This window comes from Paenibacillus gyeongsangnamensis (assembly GCF_027533625.1).
Lineage (GTDB): Bacteria > Bacillota > Bacilli > Paenibacillales > NBRC-103111 > Paenibacillus_G > Paenibacillus_G gyeongsangnamensis.
In genome coordinates this window covers 47,761-73,796 of record NZ_JAQAGZ010000018.1, presented here as the reverse complement: position 1 = coordinate 73,796, position 26,036 = coordinate 47,761, and the positions used below count along the sequence as shown (strand labels likewise).

The 26,036-nt window shown below is 55.0% G+C and carries 24 protein-coding genes and 3 riboswitches; of the genes, 12 read left to right on the top strand and 12 right to left on the bottom strand.

Features of this window, described 5'->3' with window-relative positions:
* Positions 1-24 precede the first annotated feature (24 nt).
* The 3 genes from O9H85_RS24805 (at position 25) to O9H85_RS24795 (ending at position 4,745) form a co-directional block, all read left to right on the top strand.
* Positions 25-1,176, top strand: coding sequence for a hypothetical protein (locus O9H85_RS24805; protein WP_269884100.1), 1,152 nt, complete (start codon positions 25-27; stop codon positions 1,174-1,176).
* A 116-nt stretch (positions 1,177-1,292) separates the two neighbouring features.
* Positions 1,293-3,131, top strand: a complete 1,839-nt coding sequence (locus O9H85_RS24800; RefSeq protein ID WP_269884099.1) for a heparinase II/III family protein — start codon at positions 1,293-1,295, stop codon at positions 3,129-3,131.
* A 225-nt stretch (positions 3,132-3,356) separates the two neighbouring features.
* On the top strand, positions 3,357-4,745 hold the full coding sequence (locus tag O9H85_RS24795; protein WP_269884098.1) for an MFS transporter: 1,389 nt from the start codon (positions 3,357-3,359) through the stop codon (positions 4,743-4,745).
* A 57-nt stretch (positions 4,746-4,802) separates the two neighbouring features.
* Here O9H85_RS24795 and O9H85_RS24790 read toward each other — a convergent pair whose 3' ends face one another.
* Together O9H85_RS24790 and O9H85_RS24785 are read right to left on the bottom strand one after the other, a co-directional pair.
* Entirely contained in the window at positions 4,803-4,976 is a 174-nt protein-coding gene (locus O9H85_RS24790; RefSeq protein ID WP_269884097.1) for a transporter, read from the bottom strand.
* Positions 4,977-5,008: 32 nt separating this feature from the next.
* A complete protein-coding gene (locus tag O9H85_RS24785) occupies positions 5,009-5,281 on the bottom strand; it encodes a hypothetical protein (RefSeq protein ID WP_269884096.1) in 273 nt (90 codons plus the stop codon).
* A gap of 59 nt (positions 5,282-5,340) precedes the next feature.
* On the opposite strand from O9H85_RS24785, the gene O9H85_RS24780 reads away from it, so the two are divergent.
* Positions 5,341-6,093: a hypothetical protein gene (locus O9H85_RS24780; RefSeq protein ID WP_269884095.1), complete on the top strand. Its 753-nt coding sequence runs from the start codon at positions 5,341-5,343 to the stop codon at positions 6,091-6,093.
* 684 nt (positions 6,094-6,777) lie between these two features.
* Here O9H85_RS24780 and O9H85_RS24775 read toward each other — a convergent pair.
* A complete protein-coding gene (locus O9H85_RS24775; protein ID WP_269884094.1) occupies positions 6,778-7,029 on the bottom strand; it encodes a hypothetical protein in 252 nt (83 codons plus the stop codon).
* Between the two features lie 353 nt (positions 7,030-7,382).
* Positions 7,383-7,940, bottom strand: coding sequence for a nitroreductase family protein (locus O9H85_RS24770; protein ID WP_269884093.1), 558 nt, complete (start codon positions 7,938-7,940; stop codon positions 7,383-7,385).
* Positions 7,941-8,195: 255 nt separating this feature from the next.
* Between O9H85_RS24770 and O9H85_RS24765 the strand changes: the two genes are divergently transcribed.
* A complete protein-coding gene (locus O9H85_RS24765) occupies positions 8,196-9,404 on the top strand; it encodes an MFS transporter (protein WP_269884092.1) in 1,209 nt (402 codons plus the stop codon).
* Between the two features lie 11 nt (positions 9,405-9,415).
* On the opposite strand, the gene O9H85_RS24760 is transcribed toward O9H85_RS24765, so the two are convergent.
* A complete protein-coding gene (locus tag O9H85_RS24760; RefSeq protein WP_269884091.1) occupies positions 9,416-10,849 on the bottom strand; it encodes an aminotransferase-like domain-containing protein in 1,434 nt (477 codons plus the stop codon).
* 158 nt (positions 10,850-11,007) lie between these two features.
* Between O9H85_RS24760 and O9H85_RS24755 the strand changes: the two genes are divergently transcribed.
* Positions 11,008-11,223: a hypothetical protein gene (locus O9H85_RS24755; RefSeq protein WP_269884090.1), complete on the top strand. Its 216-nt coding sequence runs from the start codon at positions 11,008-11,010 to the stop codon at positions 11,221-11,223.
* Positions 11,224-11,446: 223 nt separating this feature from the next.
* Here O9H85_RS24755 and O9H85_RS24750 read toward each other — a convergent pair whose 3' ends face one another.
* The 3 genes from O9H85_RS24750 to O9H85_RS24740 all read right to left on the bottom strand — a co-directional run bounded on the left by O9H85_RS24750 (position 11,447) and on the right by O9H85_RS24740 (position 13,391).
* On the bottom strand, positions 11,447-11,704 hold the full coding sequence (locus tag O9H85_RS24750; protein ID WP_269884089.1) for a GlsB/YeaQ/YmgE family stress response membrane protein: 258 nt from the start codon (positions 11,702-11,704) through the stop codon (positions 11,447-11,449).
* Positions 11,705-12,047: 343 nt separating this feature from the next.
* A complete protein-coding gene (locus tag O9H85_RS24745) occupies positions 12,048-12,848 on the bottom strand; it encodes a Cof-type HAD-IIB family hydrolase (RefSeq protein ID WP_269884088.1) in 801 nt (266 codons plus the stop codon).
* An 84-nt stretch (positions 12,849-12,932) separates the two neighbouring features.
* Entirely contained in the window at positions 12,933-13,391 is a 459-nt protein-coding gene (locus O9H85_RS24740; protein ID WP_269884087.1) for a hypothetical protein, read from the bottom strand.
* Between the two features lie 116 nt (positions 13,392-13,507).
* Positions 13,508-13,680: riboswitch (cyclic di-AMP (ydaO/yuaA leader) on the bottom strand.
* Positions 13,681-14,017: 337 nt separating this feature from the next.
* Positions 14,018-14,212, top strand: a riboswitch (cyclic di-AMP (ydaO/yuaA leader).
* A gap of 135 nt (positions 14,213-14,347) precedes the next feature.
* Positions 14,348-14,520, top strand: a riboswitch (cyclic di-AMP (ydaO/yuaA leader).
* A gap of 119 nt (positions 14,521-14,639) precedes the next feature.
* On the opposite strand from O9H85_RS24740, the gene O9H85_RS24735 reads away from it, so the two are divergent.
* The 3 genes from O9H85_RS24735 to O9H85_RS24725 are packed head-to-tail and all read left to right on the top strand — an operon-like array spanning position 14,640 to position 17,706.
* Positions 14,640-15,050: a hypothetical protein gene (locus O9H85_RS24735; RefSeq protein WP_269884086.1), complete on the top strand. Its 411-nt coding sequence runs from the start codon at positions 14,640-14,642 to the stop codon at positions 15,048-15,050.
* Between the two features lie 9 nt (positions 15,051-15,059).
* Complete coding sequence (locus tag O9H85_RS24730; RefSeq protein ID WP_409348194.1) at positions 15,060-15,368, top strand: potassium-transporting ATPase subunit C; 309 nt, start codon at positions 15,060-15,062, stop codon at positions 15,366-15,368.
* Positions 15,355-17,706, top strand: a complete 2,352-nt coding sequence (locus tag O9H85_RS24725) for a universal stress protein (protein ID WP_269884085.1) — start codon at positions 15,355-15,357, stop codon at positions 17,704-17,706. The genes O9H85_RS24730 and O9H85_RS24725 overlap by 14 nt, the downstream gene beginning before the upstream one ends.
* A 35-nt stretch (positions 17,707-17,741) precedes the next feature.
* Here O9H85_RS24725 and O9H85_RS24720 read toward each other — a convergent pair whose 3' ends face one another.
* Together O9H85_RS24720 and O9H85_RS24715 are read right to left on the bottom strand one after the other, a co-directional pair.
* Entirely contained in the window at positions 17,742-18,374 is a 633-nt protein-coding gene (locus O9H85_RS24720) for a TetR/AcrR family transcriptional regulator (protein ID WP_269884084.1), read from the bottom strand.
* A 192-nt stretch (positions 18,375-18,566) separates the two neighbouring features.
* Positions 18,567-19,361: a hypothetical protein gene (locus tag O9H85_RS24715; RefSeq protein WP_269884082.1), complete on the bottom strand. Its 795-nt coding sequence runs from the start codon at positions 19,359-19,361 to the stop codon at positions 18,567-18,569.
* A gap of 327 nt (positions 19,362-19,688) precedes the next feature.
* Between O9H85_RS24715 and O9H85_RS24710 the strand changes: the two genes are divergently transcribed.
* Positions 19,689-19,898, top strand: a complete 210-nt coding sequence (locus tag O9H85_RS24710) for a hypothetical protein (RefSeq protein ID WP_269884081.1) — start codon at positions 19,689-19,691, stop codon at positions 19,896-19,898.
* A gap of 74 nt (positions 19,899-19,972) precedes the next feature.
* On the opposite strand, the gene O9H85_RS24705 is transcribed toward O9H85_RS24710, so the two are convergent.
* Together O9H85_RS24705 and O9H85_RS24700 are read right to left on the bottom strand one after the other, a co-directional pair.
* A complete protein-coding gene (locus O9H85_RS24705; protein ID WP_269884080.1) occupies positions 19,973-22,732 on the bottom strand; it encodes a glycoside hydrolase family 2 protein in 2,760 nt (919 codons plus the stop codon).
* A 252-nt stretch (positions 22,733-22,984) separates the two neighbouring features.
* On the bottom strand, positions 22,985-23,902 hold the full coding sequence (locus O9H85_RS24700; protein ID WP_269884079.1) for an ArsR/SmtB family transcription factor: 918 nt from the start codon (positions 23,900-23,902) through the stop codon (positions 22,985-22,987).
* Between the two features lie 405 nt (positions 23,903-24,307).
* Here O9H85_RS24700 and O9H85_RS24695 point away from each other — a divergent pair, with 405 nt between their 5' ends.
* Positions 24,308-25,618 carry an ABC transporter substrate-binding protein gene (locus O9H85_RS24695; protein WP_269884078.1) on the top strand — a complete coding sequence of 437 codons (1,311 nt, stop codon included), beginning with the start codon at positions 24,308-24,310 and terminating at the stop codon, positions 25,616-25,618.
* Between the two features lie 287 nt (positions 25,619-25,905).
* Positions 25,906-26,028 carry a hypothetical protein gene (locus O9H85_RS24690; RefSeq protein ID WP_269884077.1) on the top strand — a complete coding sequence of 41 codons (123 nt, stop codon included), beginning with the start codon at positions 25,906-25,908 and terminating at the stop codon, positions 26,026-26,028.
* The last annotated feature ends 8 nt before the right edge of the window (positions 26,029-26,036 follow it).

Here is a 26,036-nt window from a genome sequence, read left to right as displayed (position 1 = left end):
GTACGGAGGAGGAGGAGCTTCATCATGAGAAGGATCGTGGCGTTAGGGCTGACGGGAATCCTTTGCCTGCTGACCTTGGGCTCCTATGACGCTTTAGGGGCGGCAGAACCCGCAGCGGTGCTGGTCGTGAAGGCTTCCTCCGATTCGGGTTACCGGACGGAGCTGCCGGTCGACTCCGCTGAACTGCTGAAGGCGATCCAGCGGAAGAATCGCCCGTCCCGTCAAGATGTATCGATGCCCTTAACCGATACGTTTCTCATTCTGAAACGAAAGGATACCGCCGAGACCGAATTTTCGGTGGACAGTCAGGGCGGCTTGAGGAATGGCGAAGGGGCCGCGTTGGATTTGCCCCCGGAGGTTCAAGGGGAACTGCACCGCCTGAGGCTTCAGGCCCGTAAGCAGCATTATGGAGAAATGACGCCTTGGAGCGATGTCAAGCGGAAGCTGCCGCTGAAGTCCGTCAGTACGGTGAAGGATCTGGAGACCGGGCTCAGCTTCCGAGTGCAGCGGCGGGCAGGCAGCAAGCACGCCGACATGCAGCCGCTCACGAAGGCGGATACGGAAGTCATGAAGGAGATCTATGGAGGGGAATGGAGCTGGCGGCGCCGCGCCGTTCTGGTGGAATACGAGGGACACCGGTTCGCCGGCTCGATGCACGGCATGCCGCACGGCGGGGACGGTATACCGGATAACGGCTTCTCCGGCCATTTTTGCATCCATTTTCACGGCAGCACGACCCATGGCTCGGGGAACACCGATCCCGACCATCAATGGATGATTCGCAAAGCGGCCGGACGCTGGGATGAGACCTTTGCCGCCGCTTCCCCGGGGGACATCATCGAAAGCTTCCTTGTGGCTGTCAACCAGCACGACCCGGAGCTGCTGAAGCACGGCTTCGCCAGGATGGATCATCCGCAGCTGGTTGCTTTTCTCGGCGAGATGAAGGAAATCAAAGCGATTCGCATAGCCGCCTCGAAAGATAAAAGAAAGCCGGCGTCCTGGGACGGTCTGTTGTCCGCGGATGTTCCTGTGGAGCTGACGCTGCACCGGTCGGGTATGAGGCCGGAAAAGCAGGTATTCACCTTCCTGATGAGAAGAGCGGGCCCCGATGCGCCGTGGAAGATTGATGGGATCAACCGCATCTCCCCTCATGGCAAAGGAATGAAATCTCCGTGATGCACGGAGATTTTTTGTTATGCAAACAGGAATCGGGCGATTCATGTAGAAGTTTATATAAAGGTTATTTAAACGTTTCAATTATAGTTGAATATATCGGGAGGCGACCTATCGTCATGATCACCTTTAACCGCGTTCGTTCGTCGATTCTGAAAGCGAAGGATCACCGAAGGCAGCTGCTGGGCATTCATGAAACGGATGTGCTGCGCGCATCGATTGCCGAAGCGCCGCACTTTCGCGCCCTATTGTCGGAAATTCAAGCGGAAGCGGAACGGGCCAGGCGCGAGCCCGCTCCTGAGCTGAGCTTCACCGACTTTCACCTGTTTGCGGCTCAAGGCACGCGGATAGAATATGAGAAGCCGTATTTTGAACGAAGAGGTAGGCTTCTGGCGTTGGCTCTGGAGGCTTGGCTCCATCCGGAACAGAAGGATCTGGATGCGCTTCAGAATGAGATATGGATGCTGTGCAATGAATATTCCTGGGCCCTTCCGGCTCATCTGCCTTATACCTTGGAGGGCGTCGCTTCTTCCCGCGTTACGATGCCTGAGGTGGTGGATCTGTTCGCCTCCGAAACCGCGCATGCGCTGGCGGAGACGCTCTATCTGCTGGAAGGCCGGCTTAACCCCTGGGTCGTTCACCGGGTGAGGGAGGAGATCGAACGCCGTATTTTTCGCCCGATGTTCGATACCCCTAATACGTTCCCATGGGAATCCTCCACGAACAACTGGTCGGCCGTCTGCGGCGGCGCGGTCGGGATGGCGGCGCTGCTGCTGGTCGATGACCGCGAGCGTCTGGCCGGCATGACGGACCGGGTGATCCGGGCGATGGGCAGCTTCCTCGAAGGCTACGAGGACGACGGCTGCTGCGCCGAGGGCGTCGGTTACTGGAATTACGGCTTCGGGTATTACGTCTATTTTGCGGAGATGCTGTACGAATTTACGAATGGCAAGCTGAATCTGCTGCAGGGGGACAAAATCCGCCGGATCGCATCGTTCCCGGCTGCCGTCGCTTTGACGGCGCCGCTCTATGTGAATTTCTCCGACTGCAGCGAAACCTACGTTCCGAATACCGGGCTGGTCAGCAGACTGCATCGCCGGCTCGGGCAGCCGGTTCCGGAAATGACCGCGGTGCCGTCCCTGCATGCGGATCATTGCTACCGGTTTCCGCATACGGTGCGGAATTTGCTGTGGACCGATGCTTCGCTGCTGCATCAGCCTGCGGCCGAGGGGACTTTTACATTCCCGGACACCGCGTGGATAATAGACAAGCACCGCCTGGCCGGGGGCTTGTTCGCGTTCGCCGCGAAGGGCGGGCATAACGACGAGCCTCACAATCATAACGACCTGGGTCACTTCATCCTGCATGCGGCCGGTGAAACGCTGCTGTCCGATCTGGGCGCGGGGGTGTATACGCGGGATTATTTCCGGGAAGGAAGATATACGTATTTGCATAACGCATCCGAGGGACACTCGGTGCCGCTGATCAACGGTCTGCCCCAAGCCGCGGACCGGGAGCATGAAGCCGCCGTGCTGAAGCAGGAGGTCGCTCCGGATTCAAGGCTTGTCTACAGCCTGGATTTGACCGGCGCGTACCCGAAGAATTCGGGGCTGCGCTCTTATATCCGGACCTTCGAGTGGAGCGGTCAGGCCGAACGGGAGGAGGCTCATCTTCGGGTGAACGACAGCTTTACCTTTGCGGAAGCGGTGAACGGGGTCGAGGAGTTCTTCATCAGTCTGCAGCGGCCGATTCTGTCACCCGGCAGCGTTACGTGGCGCGGGCAAACAGGCGAAGTGAAGCTGACGTATGATGCGGATACCTTCTCGGCTGAAGCCGAGGTCATTGAAAGCCTGGACCACGGCTCGCACCCGCTTACGGTGCACCGGCTTCGATTGCGTGCCGGCCGCGTTCCCGGCGAAGCCTCTTGGAGCTTTCTATTCACGGCCCGGGCGCTCTAAGCCCGGACCGAATTATACGGCAGTCCTTTTCCGCATCAGGAAAGGGCTGTTTTTTTCTGTATATTGACTATGACAATAGCTGTCGGGGTTTCGTGGTAGTCTAATGGACGTTGGGAGGGAATGGTTATAAGGATGCTTTCCCCTGCCGGGAGCACTCTCGTGTGGTACGATGGTACAGCTTAGCGAGAAAAAGAAATTCGGAGAAGTGAGAAGGGAGCTTGAACTATGCTTGACGCTTCAACAGGAGCCGCGGCGCCTGCTGCCGCATCCCTGGATGTCCGGAAGACGGCGCCATGGATTATGTTTCTGATTTTTTTCGGTGTGCTTAACGAGACCGTATTTAACGTATCGACGCCTGGCATTGCCGCACAGTATGGTTTATCGCCTTCGGGCGTGAGCTGGGTGCTGACGACTTTTATTATTTTCTTCGGGATCGGGTCCGTCATTTACGGGAAGCTGTCGGACATTTACAGCTTGAAGCGGCTCATTGTGATCGGAATTGTCATTTACAATGCCGGTTCGATTCTCGGCTTCCTTTGCCAAGCTTCGTACCCGCTCGTCATCGTATGCCGCGCCGTTCAAGGGGCCGGCGCTTCGGCGATTCCGGCCTTGATCATGGTCGTCATCGCGCGCTACTTCTCCGTGGAGGACCGTGGCAAAGTGTTCGGCATTTTGAACTCAACTGTAGCCTTTGCCGTTGGCGTGGGACCGGTCGTGGGCGGCTTCATCTCGGCAACGTATCATTGGACGTACCTGTTCCTTATTCCGCTGTTTACGCTGATCTCGATCCCGTTCTTCCGCCGCGTCCTGCCAGAGGAAGGCATGCGACAAGGAAAAGTCGACGTGCCCGGCGCATTCCTCATCGGGCTCGGCACCGCGGGCTTGATCCTGTTCTTCACGGAACCCAGGTGGTATTTCCTCGTTACGGGCGCCGCTTTGATCGCTTGGTTCGTCGTGCACATCCGCAGAACGGAGCAGCCGTTCATCGAGCCGTCGCTGTTCGGCAACCGCCTGTTCCGCAGCGGTCTGATCGTCGGCTTCATCCTGTTCTGCACCGTTATGGGTATCATGTTCGTCGTTCCGCTCATGCTGAGCGGGGTGATGGGGCTGGATACCAAGAGCATCGGTTGGGTGCTATTTCCCGGCGCCATCAGTGCCGTCCTGTTCGGTCCGATCGGAGGGAATCTGGCGGACCGCCGGGGGAATCGCTTCGTCGTGCTGCTGGGCATTGGCCTGCTCGTCATCAGCCTGCTGCTTGTCTCGACATGGATCGGATTCTCTTCTTGGATGATCGCTGCCGCGATGGTGCTTACGTATATCGGGTTCTCGTTCGTTCAGACGGCGATTGCGAACAGTGTATCGCAGACGCTGGAGCTTCACGAGACCGGCGTAGGCATGGGCTTGTTCAACCTGGTCGGCTTCATCTCCGGGGCCGTCGGAACCGCCATTGTAGCTCGCGTGCTCGATCAGAAGCTGTTCAGCTTCAAGGTGAATCCCTGGGTGAGCGACGCTTCAGCCTGGATGTACAGCAACTTGCTGCTGCTTTGCGTTGTGACGGTGCTGCTGGCGGGGGCCCTTTATTTCAAAAGCTATTCCCGTGTCGGAAGAGCATAGCCGCAAAAGATAGAAAGAAAGCTCCGGATTGCCGCATCCGGAGCTTTCTTCTTTTGCTTAGTAGCAGACGAACGAATCGATGCGCCGGAGGTCGAGCCCGAAATAAATCCAGAAACCGAACGGACCGGTACCATACCAACGGAAGCCGGCAATCGAGGTTCGCCCCACATGGGTGAGATACATCCAGTATGCTTCGCCGTTCGTCTGCCAAATATAAACGTAACGGAACAAGCATCCCCGGATGCTGCCAGGATCGACCGCTTTCAGCTGGGGCGTCTTCGCAGGCGTGAAGGACGGGGGCGGGGATGATGGGGCGCCTGCCGCTCCTCCCGGCCCGCCTGGGCCTCCTGGGGGCCCGCCGGGTCCGCCGGGGAAACCGCCGGGTCCGCCTGGGAAACCGCCGGGTCCGCCTGGGAAACCGCCGGGTCCGCCTGGGAAACCGCCGGGTCCGCCCGGGAAGCCGCCAGGTCCACCGGGGAAACCGCCGGGTCCACCGGGGAAGGCCCTTGGTCCTTCAGGAGACTCGCTGGTCCCATCGGGGAAGCTCCCGGGCCCTTCAGGAGGCCTGCCGGACCCGCCGGTCCCCCCTGGAGGCATGCCTGGTCCGCCTGGGAACCCTCCTGAAGTGCCTGGCATCCCGCCTGTTTCACCGGGGAACCCTCCTGGAAAGCCAGGCATTCCGCCAGGCATTCCGCCAGGCATTCCGCCAGGCATTCCGCCAGGCATTCCGCCAGGCATTCCGCCAGGCATTCCGCCAGGCATTCCGCCGGGCATTCCGCCAGGCATTCCGCCAGGCATTCCGCCGGGCATTCCGCCAGGCATTCCGCCGGGCATTCCGCCAGGCATTCCGCCGGGCATTCCGCCAGGCATTCCGCCAGGCATTCCGCCAGGCATTCCGCCGGGCATTCCGCCAGGCATTCCGCCAGGCATTCCGCCAGGCATTCCGCCAGGCATTCCGCCGGGCATTCCGCCAGGCATTCCGCCAGGCATTCCGCCAGGCATTCCGCCAGGCATTCCGCCAGGCATTCCGCCAGGCATTCCGCCAGGCATTCCGCCGGGCATTCCGCCGGGCATTCCGCCGGGCATTCCGCCAGGCATTCCGCCAGGCAATCCGCCAGGCATTCCGCCGGGCATTCCGCCGGGCATTCCGCCGGGCATTCCGCCGGGCATTCCGCCGGGCATTCCGCCGGGCATTCCGCCAGGCATTCCGCCAGGCATTCCGCCAGGCATTCCGCCGGGCATTTCGCCGGGCATTCCGCCGGGCATTCCGCCGGGCATTCCGCCGGGCATTCCGCCGGGCATTCCGCCGGGGATCCCCCCTGGAATGCCGGGAAACAGGCCTCTCTGAGAATGATCATAAAACGGATATGCCATATTGTACCTCTCCTCTTCATATCGGTGTGAAAACAAGCTTCACCGGTATATGAGCATATAAACAGTACAAATATATGTAGATGCACTCCGGTTTTTCCTATAAAAAAAGAGGCCATGTCCCATGATCTTTGCGGGGCGGCTCTATTCTTATACGCAGGTGGGGTAGGGGCTAGGCCACGAGCAACCCGTTCCGTGGATGGCAATTTGTAATAAACCTAAATTCACTACTAAGGAACCTAGGGTCACTATAACCGTGCCGCAGCCGATGTAAAGCCCCGTAATGAACGTCAGGGCACTTATAGCGATCACTGGTTCATTTGTAGAGAACCGGAGTTCATTACACGCATCCGAACGCTTATATAAGAACCTATAATGAACCTAAGCTCACTACTACTGAACCCAGGCTCACAACAACCCCGCGCGGCAAAGGCAGAGCCCCGAGGGAGCGCGCCTCTAGTCACTAGCGATCACTCGTGCCAACAAAATGCCAATCTCCTCTTCGCGTATGTGACCCCGGAAATTGCCGACTTCAATATGGATGTTCCCTACTGCCTATTAACAATTAATCTCATTACTGATTTTAACGATGAAGCATTAACTTCGTTGATAGCCGGGATGATTATAATCCGGATGACGCAGATTGCTCAGAATCATCCATTTAACTGCGGGTTTCTGGCACACTTAGCTCGTAGATATAAGAGTATAGCTTCAGCATTCCGTCATTGTATGCATCCATGGCTTCATCGTGATCCGCGGAATTATATTGAATCGTTGTCCGGACGAAGGACTTCTGCTCATCCCCCTTGTGGGCATCCAGCAGCTCCCGGAGACAAGCCAATGCCTTTTCATCCGCTTCGACGGCGAAATCATATGTATAGTTGGCCTGCGCTTCCTGCGTCCGATCCTCCAATGTACCTGCTCCAATCGATACATCTCGATCACACCCGGCACTTGGTATTCCTTCTAATCCGGAAAGTAAAAAGCATGAACCAAAACGATCGGTAGCCGGAAACATCAAAAACCGGCCTGCCCCTCTGAAAAAGGACAGCCGGTGCAAAACGGAACACGGAACGGTATAAGAGCGGTTTAGGAATGGATTCGACAAGGTTCGTACAATTTGTAACAGAAATGAAATCTGTTTTTCATCTGACTTTAACGAAATTAGCCTATACTAATCCTTGACCCCCTTTTTAATATAAAACCTTTGGACTCGCGGCCCGTTGCCGCGGGTCCCTTTTTTTGAACGTTACAGAATCCTGGAATCTAGAGCCAGGTTGTCTTCTCGGAAGCTGAAGTGCGCGGGGTGACCGGAGTTTCGGCGGCCGGATAGCCTACGAATAAGGTGCCGATGATTCTTCGGTTCTCGGGAGAGCCGATGAACTCGAACATGCGCGGGTCACGGGCAAGGCCGACTCCCCTTGTCCGCCAGACCAGGCCGAGCCCGAGATCGGAAGCGGCCAGCCACATCGAATGGATAGCGCAAGCGGTGGCATACTCGTTATCCTCCGAAGCCTCCGCATCGCCCGGTACGAGGTCGGACGTTACTACGATCGCGAGCGGCGTATTTTCGAGCACCTTAATCGATTCGGCAACGAGATGGGGCTTTGTAGGGAAGCGCTCTTCAAGGTATTGCTTCGCCAAATCTTCGTATCGTTTCTTCGCTTCGCCTCGAACGACATAGAAATGCCAGGGCTCCCGAAGCCGGTCGTTCGGCGCCAGGACGGCGGCTTCGAGCAGGGCTTTGATCTTCTCGGTTTCTACCTCCCGGGGCAAGTAATTTCGGACGGCTCGGCGCTTTTGTAAGCTTTCTAAGACGGACATGGTGCAGGTACCTCCCGGATAAATAAATGATACTGGACGAGCATTCTTCCTAACTATACACGGGAAGCGGGAGGACGGGAAGAGGCGAGGACGGAACGGGTCGTTTTACAGGTTTACAGAACCGTACGTCAGTGCTACCATTACGTTAAATGTAAAGTGAAAACGTGTGCAAGGAAATGCGCATTTAGGAAACGGTAAGCCGTATTCGGCGCTTCTGCGAATTAGGCAGGATACCGTAGGGGAGTGGAACAACGGATGGAAACGTGGAAACGCAATTTATGGCTGTTATGGGTCGGATGCTTCGTCACCTCAGCCAGCTTCTCGATGGTGGTGCCTTTCTTGCCGCTGTTTCTTATCCATATCGGCGTAACAACGCATACCGAGCTGTGGTCCGGACTTTTGTTCAGCTCAGCCTTTCTGGCGGGGGCGATCTCTTCGCCGTTCTGGGGAGCCATGGGGGACAAGTACGGCCGGAAGCCGATGATCGTTCGGGCCGGCTTCGTACTCGTGGTCATTTACCTGCTGACGTCGCTCGTCACCAATCCGTACGAGCTGCTGGCGCTTCGGCTGCTCCAGGGACTGCTGTCCGGCTTCATCCCAGGCTCGATCGCCCTCGTAGGCACGAATACGCCGGAGCAGAAGGTGGGCTACGCCCTGTCCATGATGTCGACCTCGACGGCGACGGGAAGCATTGTGGGGCCGCTGCTCGGCGGTGTTATTGCAAACGTGTTCGACAATCGGGTAGCTTTTGCAAGTGCGGGAGTATTCGTGCTGTTCTCAACGCTGCTGGTGCTGCTGTGGGTGAAGGAAGAAAAATTCGTGCCGGCCAAGGAACGCCCGTCCATCTTCGGCTCATGGAAGGACGCGGCGGCGAACGGGCCTTTCCGGATGATCTTGTGCCTCTCGCTGCTCACGCAGTTCTCCGTGATGACCATCGAGCCGGTTCTGCCGCTCTATATCGTCCAGCTCGGCGGCTCCGTCAAGGATGCGTCCCTGCTTGCCGGGGTCGTGTTCTCGCTTGTCGGCATCTCTGCGATTTTGTTCGCGCCCCGGTGGGGCAAGCTCGCGGACCGCATCGGCTTCCACAAGGTGCTGCTTATCGGGCTGCTGGTCGGCGGTCTGGGCAATCTGGCGCAAATTCCGTTCCACAGCATTTGGGGCTTCTCCATCGTCCGGTTTGTTTACGGCGCTTTCTTCTGCGCGGTATTCCCGGCGCTGAACGGGCTTGTCGTCCGTTCCACCGCAAGCGATTTCCGGGGGCGGGCCTTCGGACTCAACCAGACGGCGAACCAGCTCGGCGGCATGCTGGGGCCGCTCGTCGGGGGCGCGATCAGCGGCGTCTTCTCCGTCCACAGCGTCTTCTGGGTGACGGGACTCCTGATGCTGGCAGCCATGGGCCTCGCTTATTGGTCCGGCAAGCCGTCCTCGGGCGGGACCGCAGGGACTACGGCAGCCGGGCAATAGAGCCGGCGGGGTTACGTGGCCATGTACGCCTCATAGAACCGTCTTACGCCTTCTTCTATGCTGTGGAGATCGGGACGGCTGAACGTAAGCCGCACATGCCGGTGGCTTGTCCCGAGCAGGCTGCCGGGGGTGTAAATAACGCCGCGGCGCAGCGATTCGACAAAAAGACGCTGGCTGTTTTTCTCCTCCTCCAGTCCGCACCACAGATGAATTCCGCCTTCCGGCAGCCGAAGCTCCACCCGGTCCTTGAACTGTCCGCGCAGCGCATCCGCCAGCACATCCCGGCGGAACTGCAGGGAGATGCGCAGCCGGTCCAGGTGATCTTGCAGCGCGTCAGAGGATAGAATCCGGGCAGCCAGCTGCTGCGGCAAAGTCGATTGGCCAAAATCAAGCTGCTGCTTCGCATCGGCCAGCCGTTCGACAATCGCGCGGGGCCCGGAGATCCAACCGATTCGTAGGCCCGAAGCGACGATCTTGGACAGCGAGCTGATGTACAGCACGGACCCCGCCGCATCCATCGACTTTAACGTGACGGCAGGCTTGTCGCCAAAGCCGATCAGGCTGTAGGGGTCGTCTTCGACAATGGCGAAGCCGTACCGGCTCGACAAATCGAGCAGGCTGCGGCGGTTGTCGACGTTCATCAGGGAGCCCGTCGGATTCTGATAATTCGGATTCAGAAAGACCATCTTAATACCGTACCGCAAATAGGCTTGGGCGACCTCCTCCGGATCCACGCCGGAGGGACCGGAGGGAAGCAGGATCGTTCGCAGCCCGGAGGAATGAAACAACGGCAGCGAGTAAGCGTATGAAGGATCCTCGATGGCGACTGCATCGCCCGGTTTTAGCAAGCATTGGACAATCAGATGGAGCGCCTGCTGGGCACCGGAGGTGACCAGAATCGAGGAAGGCGTCGAACGGATGTCGCGGAAGCGCCCGAGATGCGCGCAGATGCTTTCCCGGAGCTCCTCGTTTCCCAGCGTAGGCTCATAGCCCAGATCGTACCCCAAGGTTCCCGAAGCGAGAAGGCTTCCGATCCATTCCTTGGGAGAGAGCTCCGGGTGCAGCTCTCCCATGGCAAAATTGATATGCTCCTGACTGGAGCGCACTTCCGTTAGGATGGTCTGAAAGGTCCGGTTGTTGGGAGCGAGCACCCCACCGCGGAGAAATGACTCCCAAGACGGCGCTGGGCGCGCCTCCTCGGTGTCCCGGAAGCCCACGATCGTTCCGCTGCCGCGGACGCGGCTGACAAGGCCGTACGATTTCAGCTCGTCGTACGCCGCGACGACGGTGCTGCGGTTCACGCCAAGCTCCTTGGCCAGCTCCCGCTCGGAAGGAAGAACGCTGCCTTCGGGGTACGCGCCGTCCGCGATTTGCGATTCGATATACGCGGCGATTTGTTTATAGACCGGCGCCCGGCCGGCGCCTTTGACCGGTGTCCATTTCATAAGTCTATCTCCCTTAAGCTTGGGCGGGCTGCCGCCCGAGTGGATGAGCCTTCCGCCTTCGAAGTGGATGTTAACAAGGCGAGCCTCACCTCCTACAATGGTGACGTACGATTGATTTGACACAGCTTCTTACAATTAGGAAGGGGAAGTGAATGGATATGAGTTTATATGTATACTATACGCTATTTTTGCTGATCATGCTGTTCGCGGCGGGAGCGACGATGGTTATAGGATATTCCAAGAAGAATACAGAAGGCAATCCCGAATACGACAAAAAAACGAAGACCTACTGGCTCGGTCTGTCGATGCAGTATATTGTCGCCATTTCCGCCGGACTTATCGCTCTGATCATTTACATTTTTACCCGGCATTAAAACAGCTACCGGCGTGGAGGCAAGCGGTATGGGGAAGAGTGAGAAATAGGCGTTCATGCGGCATTTTGCATCTGTGCGCCCCTAGTTGGAACCGTGCCGATAAGCCCAAACGTAGCAGCGGCTGTTATCCCTGCCACCGATCATGCAAAAAGGATCGTCGAGCTTCCTCTGACGATCCTTTTTTTTGCGAAGGAATCAAGTTATGAGCCCAGTTTCTTCGGGGTTACGCGTTACGGCGTCCCGTCGAGCGGAGAATCAGACTGACGATGAAGATCAGCAAGACTGCGCCGATGAGCGCCGGTATGAAGTAGAATCCGCCGGTCTCCGGACCCCAGTTCCCAAGCAGCAGCCCGCCCAGCCATGCGCCGACAAAGCCTGCGATGATGTTCCCGATGATACCGCCGGGAATATCTCTTCCCATAATTATGCCAGCCAGCCAACCGATAATACCACCTATGATTAAAGACCATAAGAACGACATACGATTCAACTCCTTTGGGTGTATGATAGTGTACTGCCCGACTGCTTACTATTAACCTATCATTCGGCAATTTAATCAACTTGTCTCCAAAAGTCCCGAACAACCGCGGACGAATGGAATTTCCCGGGAAATTGTCGCAAGGGGAACAGGCGCATGTCGAATAGGCCGGCATATCCAACCAGGATAGCCGGCTACGCCGTCCTTGTCTTACAAGGACCAGCGCGTTTACCAAGGTTGATGCGAAGCTATAAGTTACGAAAACTTATAAATTCTTATCAACTAAAAAACCGCAGAAAGCCCGAACGTTCAGGCTTCCTGCGGTCTCTTGGGGTTCAAGCCGCAGCTATACGGTTTGGAAAATAAACTTCTCGACGACATGCTGAATGCCGTCTTCGTTATTGCTTCGCGTGACGTAGTCGGCGATTTCCTTCAAGGCCGGCACGGCGTTGTCCATCGCTACGCCAAGTCCGGCAACCTCCAGCATCTCACGGTCGTTCCAGCTGTCGCCGATGGCGATCACCTGGGACAGCTCGACGCCGAAATGGTCCGCCAAGTGGGAAAGCGCATGGCCCTTCGTGCCTTCTCTGTGCATGATCTCAAGGAAATGCGGCTTCGACTTGGTGATATGGACCTCCTGGCCCAGCAGCTCGCGCAGCTCCAGCGCGATATCGTCCAGCTTTGCCGGTTCGTCGATGATCAGCAGCTTGGTCGGGGCCTTGTCGGCGAGCTCATGAAATGCAGGATAGACGGTGAATGGAATGTTCGACAGCGCCGCGTAATCCTTCGCCTTCTCGTTACTTTCCTTCACGTATAGCACGTCGTCCAGATAGGTTTGCAAATGAAGTCCGTAACGCTCGCAATATTCGAATAACTTGCGCGCGGCGGATTGCGGAACGGTCCGTTCATAGAGGACGCGTCCGTCGAGCGCGTTTTTGACCAAGGCGCCCTGGTACGTGATCAGCGGTACGTTCAGCTTCAGCTGGGAAGCCAGCTGCCGCGCAGACGCATACATCCGGCCCGTCGCCAGCGTGACGATAACTCCATGGGCCAGGGCATCCGCCAAGGCTTGGGCCGTCCCCGGTGTAATCTGTTTCTCATCGTTAATCAGCGTGTCGTCGATATCGATCGCCAGCATCTTGTACATCCCTTAGCTCCACTCCCGTTTCTTATATAAGGATCGACCTCATTATAAAGCAAAAGCAGAGGGAAGACGAGTCATTTCCAGCCCTCAGCAAGAAAAATAAGCCTGAGAACGGTCGATCAAGGAAGGGCGCTCCAGCGAACGGCTCGGAGGGCTGAGCTTAAGCTCAGGCGGTTCGGACAAACGCTGCGCAAGGTCCAGCAGCGCCGACTCGGCGAGCTCGGCCCGGACGCTTCCCCAAGCTTCGCGCTTGCCGCCGACGTAGCGGAGGCCAGCCTCTACGGTAAGACCCTTCAGCTGCATTAGAACAGAAGCCCAGCGAACGAGGTCAAGCGGCTTCTCCACACCGGGAAGCACATATTCACCCCAGCCGCAGAGACCGCGGCTTGAAATCTTAAGCATCCCGCAGCTGCACCCCTTGCAGCTGTCACCGACTGCAGCATCGATCAGAGCGCAATCGTTTTGGAATATTTCAATGTGGCCTATTCGCTGGTTCAAGTATGCTTCCTGACGGAATTCGGGCAGGGGATCGGAACATTTCTGCATGAAAATGACTCTCCTTTTTGTTCAAATTTTTAGTAGAGAAAGCGCAAAAAAAGCCCGGAGAGCAGAGAAACTCTACTCCCGGGCAACCTGCGCAGGATTAGGCTGCGGGCCGGTGTGCTTCCTCTCTCAGTGCGCTTACGAGGTTAGCTGTCGGATTCGGGCTTGAGAGCGCCCTACCCAGTGCATGCAGAGCATGCATGAAGGATTCACCCCGGGAAGCCGGGGCTGCTTCAGCCCGGCTTCGGTCGGTTCCCCCGTTTCCCCTCAGGGAATTCAGCGTATGATATGGACATATCCGGTTTAATTGAAGTGTATCATACGCCGGAGGCTTGGAGTTGTAAAACGCGAATCCGCCGGTTATTCCGAAGTTTTCGACATTTTCGGCTGATGGAAACGGATTCATATGGTACGGATTTTTATTATCGCCGTAAATGCTTCAGTATGCTTCGTAATTCGTTATTTTCATGAAATTCGGAGAAATAGAGAGGATCATGGAGTATGGGAGAGATCGTTTCGGATTTAGAGGATAACAATGTCCGTAAGTACGAGTTTTGATTGTTGGAGATGATTTACATCGGGAGCGGCCCGGCGTATGATACAACTCATGAATCAAACGAAGTTTCCAAGTTCTAAAATCGCTTAATTTCCTTGCATCTGCAAGGAAAACGGGGGAACCAACAAGAGCATGAAGCGGCGGTGTGAGAGCCGTCCGCTGACATCGCTTGGGGTGAGTCTTGATGCATGCTGCGCATGCACCGAGTAGGGCGACTCTCACCGCCCGAATCCGTCAGCTAACCTCGTCAGCGTTGAACGGCAGAAGCCCTGCGCCGGAACCGGTACCCGCAGCGGCCATGCTTAGGAGAGAGGATGATGAAGCTTGTGATCGGAAAGATCGACCGCAGAGCTTAGGCCTCTGTGGTTTTTTGTGAAAAGAAATGGAAAATAGGCTCAAATATCATTTATTTTCGCTGAATCCTTGAATGGAAAAGGAACGGGGGAACCGACGGACGCTATGACGATTCATAGCGCCATGGGGTGAATCTTGGTGCATGCCCTGCATGCACCGGGTAGGGCGACTCTCACGCCCGAATCCGGCAGCTAACCTCGTAAGCGTATGAAGAGAGGCAACGATTTCGTGCTCGGGACACGTGTGTTTTACTGTGTCTTTTAAGAAGCCGCGAGCGGAGTTCTTCTCTGACCGCCGGCTTCTTTTTTGTTGCCTTCTATTTTGATAGGAGGATAAGCAGGATGGATAACCAGCATGAACTCATTCTCGTATCGGCTGCGACCAAAGCGGGGGAAACCTTCGTCCGGGGGCTCATAAGAGAGGGGCTGCCCTTTGCGGCGATTGTGAACAACAAGGCCGAGCGGGCCGATATGGAGAAGCTAGGCGTAAAACGGATCATTATGGTAGATACTACCGAAGAGTCCACTTGGCTGCAGCCGGACGGTCCGATCGGCAAAGTGTATTTGTTTGAAACGAGTATGAATTTATGCTGCCGCTACATCCGGATCTGCAGGAGTTGGACGGAGCAGCCGGTCTATGTCATTACGAAATCGAATCATCCGAGATTGATCTACAAGTCGCTTGGAGCGACCTACGTTATTCATACGAACAGCGATGATGTGAAATTTTTAATCCAGACCCTGGTCGGATAAAACATTCCGGTGAATGCAGGAGTGGAAACGGCCCGCGCTTCCCTCGGGATCGCGATTCGGGCAAGCGTCGTGTTTATCGCGCTGTGCGGCATCATTTATCCGCTCGTATGCACGGGGATTGCTCAAGTGATTATGCCGGGAAGAGCGAACGGAAGCTTGATTACCGACGCTAAAGGACAAGTGATCGGTTCTTCGTTAATCGGGCAAAAATTTGACGACCCTAAGCATTTTCAAGGCAGGGTATCCAGTATCGATTATAAAGCCGACGCTTCGGGCTCGAACAACCGCGGGCGGGAGATGGGATATGGAGAGCTTTAAGCGGAAAACGCCGGAAGAGCTGCTGCTGTCGATCTCGAAGCTGCATCTCGGCCGGTTGAAGATTTATATCGGGGCCGTAAGCGGGTCGGGCAAGACTTATCATATGCTGCGCGAAGGAAGGAGTCTGAAGGAGCAGGGCATCGATGTCGTCATGTGCGCGGTATCCACGATGCAGCGTCCCGAGACGGTAGAGCAGGTGGGCGATCTGGAGCGGATACCGAGCATTCACTGGATGAAGGACGGCGCGGAGAAAAAGGATTTGAACCTGGATGCCCTCTTGGAGCGCAATCCCGAGGTGGTGCTGGTGGACGGTCTTGCTCACAGGAACCGCAAGGAGGCGAAATTCCCTACACGGATGGAGGACATCCGGTTTCTGTTGAACCGCGGGATCAGTATCATTACGACAGTCAATGTATATGAGCTCGAAGGCGTGAAGGAGCTGGCCAAGAAGCTGACCGGCGTCGAGGTCGGCGAGACCGTGCCGGACAATACGCTCGAGGCGGCGGACGAGGTCGTGTTGATCGATGCGACGCCGGAGATGCTCTTGAGTCGGGCTGCGGAGGGACATGTCCGGCTTAGGAGGGGCAGCACCTTCTTCAAGCACGGGAATCTTGCCGTGCTGCGTGAGCTATCGCTGCGCTTGATGGCGGAGGGCGTGAACGAATCGCTGGATAAGTACCGGGAAGAGCTCGGTCTGGTCGGCCCGTCCGGAGCGACCGAACGCATTCTCGTGTCGGCCCAGTACCATTGGAACGGCTCCATCTATGTCCGCAGAGGACAGCAAATCGCCAAACGGCTGAACGGCGAGCTGATGGTCGTCACGTTCGTGAACAAGGAACGTGAGCTGTCCAAGGATGAAGCGACGTTCCGGCGCTCGATCATCAAGCTTGCGGAGAAGGTGGGCGGCGAATTCGAGGAGCTGCCTCTGTGCTCCCGGCGTTCGCTTCCGAAAATCCTGGTCCGTTACGCGCTGGACCATAAGGTGACCCGAATCGTGCTCGGCCATTCGAAGCAAAACCGGTGGCAGGAGCTATGGCAGGGCTCTATCGTTCACGACATGCTGAAGCAGACGCGCAATATCGACGTCTTCGTAGTCGCGGACCGGGCGGAGCACGAGGGGGAGCGGATTCTTCCGGCGAAGCTGACGAAGCCGCAGGAGGAAGCGGAGCTGTTCCGGCGGCTCAGCTCGCTGGAGGTAGAGCGGAAGATTCAGCAAATCCGGCGCGGGCGGTTCAAGGTATACATCGGAGCCGCGCCTGGCGTCGGGAAGACGTACACCATGCTGCGGGAAGGCAACGATCTGTTGAAGAAGGGGATCAAGGTGCTGGTCGGGCTGCTGGAGACGCACGGCCGCAAGGAAACACTCGCCCAGGTCGGAGGCCTTGAGCTGATTCCGCGCAAGGTGATCGACTACCGCGGGACGCGGCTGGAGGAGATGGATACCGAGGAGATCATCCGGCTCAATCCAGAGGTGGTGCTGATCGATGAGCTGGCGCATACGAACGTGCCGGGAAGCAAGAACAAGAAGCGATACGAGGATGTGCTTGAAATTTTGGCTGCGGGCATATCGGTCATCTCCACGGTCAACGTGCAGCATCTCGAGAGTCTAAACGATGCGGTGGAGCAAATTACCGGTGTCAGGGTGCGCGAGACGGTGCCGGATCATATTCTGCGCCTCGCCGACGAGGTGCAGCTGATCGACGTGACGCCCCAGTCGCTGCAGCAGCGCATGCGGGAAGGGAAAATTTACGCGATGGATAAAGTCGACCAGGCGCTCGGCCATTTCTTCAAGACGGGCAACCTGATCGCTCTGCGGGAGCTCGCCCTGCGCGAGATTGCCGACGACGTGGATGAGCGTCTGGAATCGTGGGAGCGGAGCAGCTCTCTGCGCGGTCCGTGGCGAAGGAAGGAAGTGATCTGCGTCTGCATCGATTCGTCGCCTCACGCGGAGCGGCTCATTCGCCGGGGCTTCCGGATCGCTTACCGGCTGAAAGCCGCGTGGTATGTCACTTACGTGCAGCAGGAGCATGCCGCGCTGACCGAGGAGCTCAGTCTGCGGCTAGAGCAGCTGAAGAAGCTGACGGACCGGCTAGGCGGTACGTTCGAGGTGCTCGGGGCGGTCCGTCGCAAGGAGATTCCCGAGCTGCTCGTGCGCCGGGCGGACGAACATCAAGCGACTCAGATCATTATCGGCCAGTCGAGACTCTCGTTTTGGAGGGAGCTGCGGAAAGGCTCCATCGTGAAGCGGCTGCTTCGCCGGGCAAGGCATATCGACGTGCTGGTTGTTGCGGATTACGACCGGCTGCAGCCGGCGGCGGCACAGGAGCCGATCGGGTAGGCGGGCCGCTGCTTAGCACTCGCTGCGGGAGGCCGCTACCCGTTGCCCGCCTTAGGGAACATGCCGTACCAAAGCAAGCCGACAATGTGCTCCGCCGCTTCGTCAGGAGAAGAGAAGAGGGGGAGGCCGTCGGCTTGTTTCATCCGTCCCATCTGCATCAGGGCAAAAAACGCGTTCGCCGTTACAAAAGGATCGATGCTTCCGATTTCTCCCCGCTGCGAGGCGGAAGCGAGCTCATCGGAGAGCAGCAGGAGCATCCGCTCCTTCGCTTCGCGCATCTGATCAAGCTGGGCTTCGGACAGCATCCGCTCGGCCTTTTGCATCAAATCGTCGAAGGAACCGGATTGCGAGGCGAGCATGCCTGCGGCGTTATCGATTAACCTCTCCCGAAGGGGCTTATCCGCTTTCAAAGACGATTCGGTCTCACAGCGCACTTGTTCCATACGGTGCAGCATGGAGGCTGTCAGAAGCGCCGCTTTGTTGGCATAGTAATAATAAACCGTTGCTTTCGTGACCCCGCTCTCCTTAGCCACTTGATCCATCGATACCCCGTCATATCCAAACCGTAAAAACAGCTGAATGGCGGTCTGAAGGACGGTCTCCGTCAGAGGCTCCTCCGAATCGTCCAGGCGCGGTCGGCCCGGCGGTCTGCGAAGCGGTTCTCCCATAGAAGATTTCCCCCGTTCAAAAGTACTGGTACCATTATATCATAAGCGGCCGCTCTACATAATCCGACAAAGCTGAAAAAAAACGGCAAGAACGGATTTGCGTCCGTTCTTGCCGCTTGCTTCAGAGCACCTATGACCAGCATCTGCTGCTCATCCCGCTTTTGCTCCTTTATCTTGTTCCCCTTCGATTCTTCAGGACGGTTCCTTTTGGATCTTGGACGGATTGTTGATTTTGTAAGGCACGGGATGCCTCGTCAGCTTCTTGGAAACGATCTTCGCCTCGAAGGCGATCTTGTCGCCGATTTCCAGCTCCAGCTTCTTCAGCGTGGCGCTGTTGCTCGACCAGGCGTCGCCGATTTCGGTTTCCGGCTCAAGAATGGAAACAGCCTCGTAAATGATCACTTCATCGTCGTTGTCGGAGAAATTGTTCGGCACCGTAGTAAATTCCTTGACGGTAGCGGTCATTTTCACCTTGTCTTCGGGAAGCTGAAGCTTCGATGCCTTCTCTTTCTTGGCCTTTCCCTTCGGCGATGGTTCTTCCGGCGCCGTCTCCTCGGCTTGGTTCCCCGCAGCATCAGCCTCCATCGCTTCAAGCTTAACGGGCTCGGCAGCGGGCGATGCCTCTTCCTGTGGCGTCTCCGTCGCCGATCCTTCGGGTTCCGCGCCTACCGGCTCCGAGCCCGCCGTTTCCGCCGCTTCTTCCGCTGCGGCGGCCGGCCTCTGGCCGTAATTCGCTGCCTGCATTTCCTTCAGGTAGGAGGGGTGGATGCAGTGCAGCTGCTTGTTTTCAAGCTCAATGACTGCGGTCATTTTATCGACGTAGCCGATGATGCTGCAGGGCAGGCTTAGCCCGTTTCTTTTGTAGAAAAAGACTTTGGCCTTGGACGCTTTCTCCGAAAGCAGGTTCCATTCCTTGCATTGTTCCAGCTGTGCGGCTTCGTTCTCAAACACGTGGTATGTTGTCGGTTCGATTATAGAGGAATGCACCGTAGGTTCCGCCTTTCTTGTTTTGCAGAAATAGGAGCAGCCGTTTATCCTGTTGTGCGGGTCTCTAGCTCGTTTCAATAAAGTATACAGGAAGGTCCGAGGAATATAAAACTCATGGGGCCTCATCTCTGCCTACCATAATCGGCAGGCCGGCCCATGGAATCGCAAGCAAGCGAATAGTCGCTTAAAAACGGACATATACAAACGGAGCGATTTTGCTATTATTATGTATCCGGAAGAACGGGAAAACCCGGCTGATCCGGGTAAAGAGACTAGCGGGAGAGCCGTGCAGGCTGAAAACGGACTGGAGTGGGGAACTCGCTCCGTTTGGAGTCGGACCGGCCGGTACGCTGGATGCTGCAGGAGGGCGGCATGCTGGAGCTCGGCCTGGCCCTTGGGGAAGAAGCCGTCATCGTGTGCGGAGACGCTTCGGAGGACGAGCTGACGATCCGCCCGGTCGAGGCCGTGAAGCACCTGCGCAATTATTTCGGCGTACCGAAGCCTTGGCGCTTGTACGGGATTCCGTTCGAGCGATAGACCGAGCTTCCCGGCGGAAGGAAGGCAAAAAGGGAAGACCGTCCTTTAATGAACGGTCTTCCCTTTTTGAGTATTTACTTCCAGCGAACGATGATGTCAATCGGATAGCGTCCCGAATTACGGCCGTATATGGCGAGTCCGCCTTCGCCTTCAGGCGTGCCGTCCGGAACGGACAGCCGTAAAGTAAAGCTGTTTTTCTCAAGAATAGACGGGATCAGACGGCTAGGGATACGAATACGCTGAAGGTAACCGTAGGATCCGGCCTCTTCCAGCTTGCGGTTATTCGACTGATAATGCCACGATAGCACGCCTCTGCTGTCCGCAGGATCGTCTTGCAAGTAAATTGTACGGAGATGTTCCCCATCCACCGATACATCGACATGGGACGGGTGGCATATTTCATCCGTCATGAAATAAGAATTGATATTCATGCCCGGATCCATTTTGGCTCCATGCATGTAGGAAATATCGCTCGGCTTGAACGCAACCATCTCCATATCTTTACCGAGCACAGCTTTGGCTCCGGCCTCGAATATCACTTCGATTTCGTTTACCGACGCATGACTCAAGCTCTCAGGCAGAGCGATGTCATATTCGAAAAAGCCCGTCGGGCCGCCGTTCACTTTATGATCGGCAAGCGCCTTCCATTCAAATTTCCATTGGGACGATGTATAGGCCGCCGGGCAAATGCTTAGCCACTCACCAGACATGTCGTAGATTCCATTAGGATTACCGCTTTTCACATCGAAAGTAATGAAGTTGCGCGTAATGACCGTTCCTCCCAAGGTTTGCAAAGATACGGCAAGATCAGCAACGGCATCAAACCGCGGCATCGTAAGGTGCAGCCGTTCCGATGGGTGTACCCCGTATCCGTTCCATTCAATAAAGATCGTTTCTGTCCCGGCAATCGTTTTAACACCGAAATTGTCGTAGGATAATTCCCACTTCAATTGCAGCGATTGTCCGTGATAACGGTCGGAGTAGCTTGATGCCAAGAGCGGCACTTCAACGGTTTGGCCCGGCGCTACCGTACGGCATGGAGGAGCGTCGATCACAATAAAATCAGGCGAATGCAAATCTTGCAAGCTCATGTCCGGCAAGAACGAGCCGTAGCCGAAATCCTTCTCCTGACGGTCCATCCTGTAATAACCGTTAAATTCGTTTATGACATCATGAAATTCGGTGAAAATAAACCCGCACATCTTGTCATGCCGGCGGAACTCATTGATCATGTACCGGTAATGCCATGCCAGATCGCTGTCTCCTGCACTGCCTTCAATCCCCCATACAGCTCCGCATTCGCTGTTCATGAGGGGAGCGTCGCTCTGCACATTGCCCCCGATGTAGTTAAAATCAGATCCCGGGAACGTCTTATCCACTATTTCCTGCACATGATTACGGACGGCTTCGTATCCGTTGATATAGAAATGCCAAGTATTTAAATCGGTCTCTACATGGTCATAATTGCAGGGGGAATTATCCTCGACAAGCCTTGTCGCGTCTTCCTGCTTCGCCCATTTGTAGACGGAGCGCACCCATTCTTGTGTTTCCGGGAGATATTTTCTTTTGCCTTCCGCCGCTTTCGTGAACAGGCCCCAAGTTTCATTGAAGACAACCCAGGCAATGATCGAAGGATGGTTGAAATCGCGCTGCATGATCTCTTGTGCCTCTCTTTCGTAGGCATCTCGGGCTCTCTCATCCGGTTCACCCCAAAAACAAGGCATATCCTCCATCACTAGCATACCAAGCTTGTCGGCCCAATAAAGCTTACTCGGTTCCTCCGGCTTGATGTGAATGCGAACGAAGTTTAAGCCTAGACGCTTCAGTCTCCATATTTCATCCCGAATGTAGTCTTCGCTTGGGAACGTAAAGTACCCGTCCGGGATAAACGATTGGTCCAGCGTGCCATTCAGAAATACCGGCTTTCCGTTTAATGTAATCCACTTATGCTCCCGTCCGTCGAACTTCGCCGTACCGATCTCGCGAATGCCGAAGTAGGTCGAGATCGTATCTTTTCCATTAATGGCGGACTCACTTTCAAGTTCTATCGTGCCTTCATAGAGATACGGCGACTCGGTGCTCCACAGGTTCGGGGAACCGACTTGAAAGGAGGTCCGGAACGGATTGATCCCTTCGGACAGCTCCAACGGAAGGCGATGGTCTACAGCGCCGTTATCAAAGAGGAACCGAAGAACGGCATTCCCCGAATGATGGGACTGCACCGTGCCTGCAACTTCAACGGAACCGTCGATGCGGGTATAGAATCGCGCCGATGCAATATAATTTTGCGGGCGGGATTCCAGCCAAACCGTCTGCCAAATGCCGCGAAGCTCGCCATAGCCTTGCTTTCCGCGAGTTTGATAAGCTTCATCATCATCCTGAACGCGAATTATAATTCGGTTCTCTTCTTCCTGCTTCCATTCATCCGTAATATCAAATTCGAATGCGCCATAACCGCCTTCGTGCGTACCTACCAGAATTTGATTGACCCATACGTCGCAACGGTAATCCACCGCGCCGAAACGGAGGAACATGCGGCTTTCCTGCTGCCGGGGCTTCCATCGTATCGTTCTGCCGTACCAGGCGATTCCCTTCACATCTTGTCCGATTCCCGAAAGAGGGCTTACCCAGGAAAAAGGCACGTTGATCCGCTGCGGAAAAGCCGGCCCGCCTGCCAAATACCATTCTTCCTTCCTGCCTTGATCCTCGCCGTCAAAAATAAAATCCCAGCTGCCGTTTAAATTCAGCCAGTCGTTTCTTTGCCAATCAGGCCTTGGATACTCAGGTCTTGGAATTTGATTTTGTACGTTCGGACAGGTTTCAATTAACGACATGTTCTACCACTACCTTCCGTTAAAATTGAATTCGCTTACATTGCATTAATCCAACATTACCCAAGTATATCTAATGTGTCAACGGTTTTTTCTTGAATTTTTGTTTGTTACAAAATATCTGTAATGGTTAATCGTTATTAATCAAATCTATCTCATGAGATTGGACAAAAAGAGCCCCTGGGTTACACCTAAGGTATAACTCAAGGGCCTTCTTATCACTTTGGAATATAAAAGAAACGATGATCTGCTCCGTTAGGTGTAAATCATTCTCATGATGATATCCTGATCGTGATCGCCGAGCTCTTTTCCAAAAAGGTTAATCCCCCCAATATGCTCGGCATTCGGCTTATTGCCTACTCGAAATTGAATAAATTTATTCATTCCCAGTTGAATATCGTTTAAAGTTACATCCGATATTTTAACGTCATCAAGATAGCTTCCGGATTGATCTACCTTCCAGGTTTTTAATAAACCGTATTGCGTGTGATGATCAGGGAACCAATGAGGGTTTAATTTTCCCCTTCGATCACCGAAATCTCCCGGACAGGTCCATGTGCCGATTTCATGATGATTGATCCATACGGTTATATCCGAAGGCCAGTTGTGATCATATTTCGGCGCTTCCGAACACAGCTCCATGGAAAATTGAATGGATTGTATTTTGGCGTTAGGTACCGTCAAAGTGGGGAATTTATACTCAACGTAGCCTCGGCGGAACCAAATCAGTTGAGCGGATATCCGTGTCGGATTGAAAAAAGCCGACGGTTCGTCATCAGGCGTTATAATCCCGTTATTTGTGATCAACCCGCACGTCGGGTGGATCTCGCAATCCGTATAACATCCTACGGGCATTTCAATTTGGTAACAGTTTGGGTTATTATAGCCGACATTCACATTGAGATTCATGTGGACATCATCAAACGTTCTAGCGCAAACTTTCATTGTTCCTCTCGAAGCGCGCCGGATCTCCGTCATAATGATCCCCGCATCCTCCATAACCTTGACATTGGAAGCGACGGTTGATACAGGGAGATTTAATTTTTCTGCAATATCCACAATATTTTTGTTTTGATGATTTAAAAGCTTTAAAATATTAACGCGGACTTCCGAGGATAACGCATGCGCAACTTTGATCAATCGATCCGGTTCGTCTATCGTTAACTTTAACATGCTGTCACGGCTCCTTGCCTAATCTTTTCCGCGTTCGGAAACTGCAGTTTCATTGTACCTTAATTTTTAGGTGTTGCAACATGAAACAAAAGGCCAGGTATAGGAGAGTTTGCAAAAGTTATAGGACGTCAGAACCATCGGCTTCTTCTGCTGATACTTAAGCATGTTACTCCGTTTATCATGTGAAAGGGGTCCAAGGCAACCGCGGTTATGATCCAAGAGGATACAAGTTCCATTTCACAAAGGACTGAATTCAGGATAAAAACATCTGAACTTTGATTATTTTTATCCCTTCCATTACCAGTTATGATGGAGTGTGAACAATAGAAAGCGCTATCATTTGCTGCGTAACTTATCAGGTCATCTGCACAGCGGTTTTTAAATGAAAATAAGGGGGTTGTTTCAATGAACAAAGGGTTATTATGGGCTGTTGCCCTAAGCTGTACCGTTTCCATGGCGGGCTGCAGCGGCGGGGCCAAAGCGCCGGAGGATAGCAAGAGCGCCGATACGGCTCCCGTGCTCAGCAAAGATCCCGTGACGGTGAAAATCATGATGGGCGGGCTTAACGACGATGAATTTAAGAAATACATCGCCGATCCCGTCAGCAAGAAGTATCCGCAAATTACGGCACAGCGGGTAGGGCAAGGCCAAAAGCTGCAAGATTTGATCTCCGCGGGCGAGATTCCGGATATCGTATCCAACTATCCGGGGCCGATGGGCAGCAATCTGAGGGATTACAAGCTCGTGTACAACATGGAGCCTCTGATGAAGAAGTATAAGTTCGATCAGTCCCGGTTTGCCCCCGAAGTGCTGGAAACGCTTAAAATTGCCGGAGGACAAGATTATATCGCCGGTTTGCCGGCGTATACGAACACCTTCGCTTTATTTTACAACAAGGATATTTTCGATAAATTCGGAGTCCCCTATCCGAAGGATGGAATGTATTGGGACGAAGTGGCGGGCCTCGCGCAGAAGCTGACCCGCATGGACAACGGCGTGCAGTACCGGGGGGTCTTCCCTGACGGCATCGGGCGGATTCAGCAGCAGCTGTCCATTCCTTTCGCGGATTTCAAAACCAATAAATCGCTGCTTCAGAATGAAGCTTGGAAGGAAGCGTTCACCCTCTGGGGGCAGCAGTTTAAAATTCGGGGCTTGACGGAAGGGGACTTCAAAGCGCCGAATGCCGGCAAGAACCAGAAGGCGTTTACCGAAGGCACGCTGGCGATGATCGCGAGCCACAGCAATCTGCTCACTTCCTTACGCCAGGCGCCGCAGCTGAACTGGGACATGGTCGTGTATCCTCAGCACCGCAAGGCCCCCGGAATCGGACAGCGGCTCGATGCCGTCATCATGTCGATTACCGAGCCGAGCAAGGTCAAGGATGCGGCGTTCCTCGTTCTCGATACGCTTCTTTCCGAGGAAGTGCAGACCGATATGACGCGCAACGGCCGCTTCACCGTGCTGAAGGAAGATAAGATCAAGCAGGAATTCGGGAAAGCGATGGATGAATTCAAGGGCAAAAATCTGCTCGCCATGACCAAACTGAAATTTGCCGTCATGACGCCGTTCAACTATTTGCCTGACGGCGATGTCGACAAGGTCCTTACCAAAGCGTTCAACGCGTATATTGTGGATGAGAAGGACTTAAACACAGCGCTTCGGGAAGCGGATGATGATATGAATAAGCTGATCCAGGACAAGTTGAGCGGAAAATAAGTAGTTTTGCGTGGCGTATGTTAGCCGGCGCTCTCGTAGTGAATCCAGGTTCCATTGTATCGAACCTGGAATCCGGCTGCCGACCGATTAGCGTGCCGTAGTGACCCTCCGTTCTCTACAAGTGAACCTAAGGTTCACACGATATACCCGGAGGTTCACTACGGCCTGCCGCATGAAGGCCGACGCTCTCGTAGTGAATCCAGGTTCCGTAGTAATGAACCTGGATTAACGCGTCCTGCACAGCGAATGGGTCGGGCTCGAGCATTTCGTCCGGTTCTTTCCAAATTATGGGCAAAGAGCCGATCGAGTCCTGGGACAACTATGTGAAGCAGCTGAAGGCTGATGCCAATTACCAGAAGATTATCGAAGAGATGAATAAAGCGTACCAGGATTGCCTGAACGGAAAATAATTAGGCTG

Excerpts from the sequence above, each read along its gene's own strand:
- O9H85_RS24805 (WP_269884100.1), top strand. The coding sequence starts at position 25 with ATGAGAAGGATCGTGGCGTTAGGGCTGACGGGAATCCTTTGCCTGCTG.
- O9H85_RS24750 (WP_269884089.1), bottom strand. The coding sequence starts at position 11,704 with ATGTCGTTCTTATGGTCTTTAATCATAGGTGGTATTATCGGTTGGCTG.
- O9H85_RS24745 (WP_269884088.1), bottom strand. The coding sequence starts at position 12,848 with ATGTACAAGATGCTGGCGATCGATATCGACGACACGCTGATTAACGAT.
- O9H85_RS24705 (WP_269884080.1), bottom strand. The coding sequence starts at position 22,732 with ATGTCGTTAATTGAAACCTGTCCGAACGTACAAAATCAAATTCCAAGA.
- O9H85_RS24780 (WP_269884095.1), top strand. The coding sequence starts at position 5,341 with ATGCCTGGTCCGCCTGGGAACCCTCCTGAAGTGCCTGGCATCCCGCCT.
- O9H85_RS24800 (WP_269884099.1), top strand. The coding sequence starts at position 1,293 with ATGATCACCTTTAACCGCGTTCGTTCGTCGATTCTGAAAGCGAAGGAT.
- O9H85_RS24690 (WP_269884077.1), top strand. The coding sequence starts at position 25,906 with ATGGGCAAAGAGCCGATCGAGTCCTGGGACAACTATGTGAAGCAGCTG.
- O9H85_RS24760 (WP_269884091.1), bottom strand. The coding sequence starts at position 10,849 with ATGAAATGGACACCGGTCAAAGGCGCCGGCCGGGCGCCGGTCTATAAA.
- O9H85_RS24725 (WP_269884085.1), top strand. The coding sequence starts at position 15,355 with ATGGAGAGCTTTAAGCGGAAAACGCCGGAAGAGCTGCTGCTGTCGATC.
- O9H85_RS24720 (WP_269884084.1), bottom strand. The coding sequence starts at position 18,374 with ATGGGAGAACCGCTTCGCAGACCGCCGGGCCGACCGCGCCTGGACGAT.
- O9H85_RS24740 (WP_269884087.1), bottom strand. The coding sequence starts at position 13,391 with ATGCAGAAATGTTCCGATCCCCTGCCCGAATTCCGTCAGGAAGCATAC.
- O9H85_RS24785 (WP_269884096.1), bottom strand. The coding sequence starts at position 5,281 with ATGGGACCAGCGAGTCTCCTGAAGGACCAAGGGCCTTCCCCGGTGGAC.
- O9H85_RS24765 (WP_269884092.1), top strand. The coding sequence starts at position 8,196 with ATGGAAACGTGGAAACGCAATTTATGGCTGTTATGGGTCGGATGCTTC.
- O9H85_RS24695 (WP_269884078.1), top strand. The coding sequence starts at position 24,308 with ATGAACAAAGGGTTATTATGGGCTGTTGCCCTAAGCTGTACCGTTTCC.
- O9H85_RS24700 (WP_269884079.1), bottom strand. The coding sequence starts at position 23,902 with ATGTTAAAGTTAACGATAGACGAACCGGATCGATTGATCAAAGTTGCG.
- O9H85_RS24735 (WP_269884086.1), top strand. The coding sequence starts at position 14,640 with ATGGATAACCAGCATGAACTCATTCTCGTATCGGCTGCGACCAAAGCG.
- O9H85_RS24795 (WP_269884098.1), top strand. The coding sequence starts at position 3,357 with ATGCTTGACGCTTCAACAGGAGCCGCGGCGCCTGCTGCCGCATCCCTG.
- O9H85_RS24770 (WP_269884093.1), bottom strand. The coding sequence starts at position 7,940 with ATGTCCGTCTTAGAAAGCTTACAAAAGCGCCGAGCCGTCCGAAATTAC.
- O9H85_RS24755 (WP_269884090.1), top strand. The coding sequence starts at position 11,008 with ATGAGTTTATATGTATACTATACGCTATTTTTGCTGATCATGCTGTTC.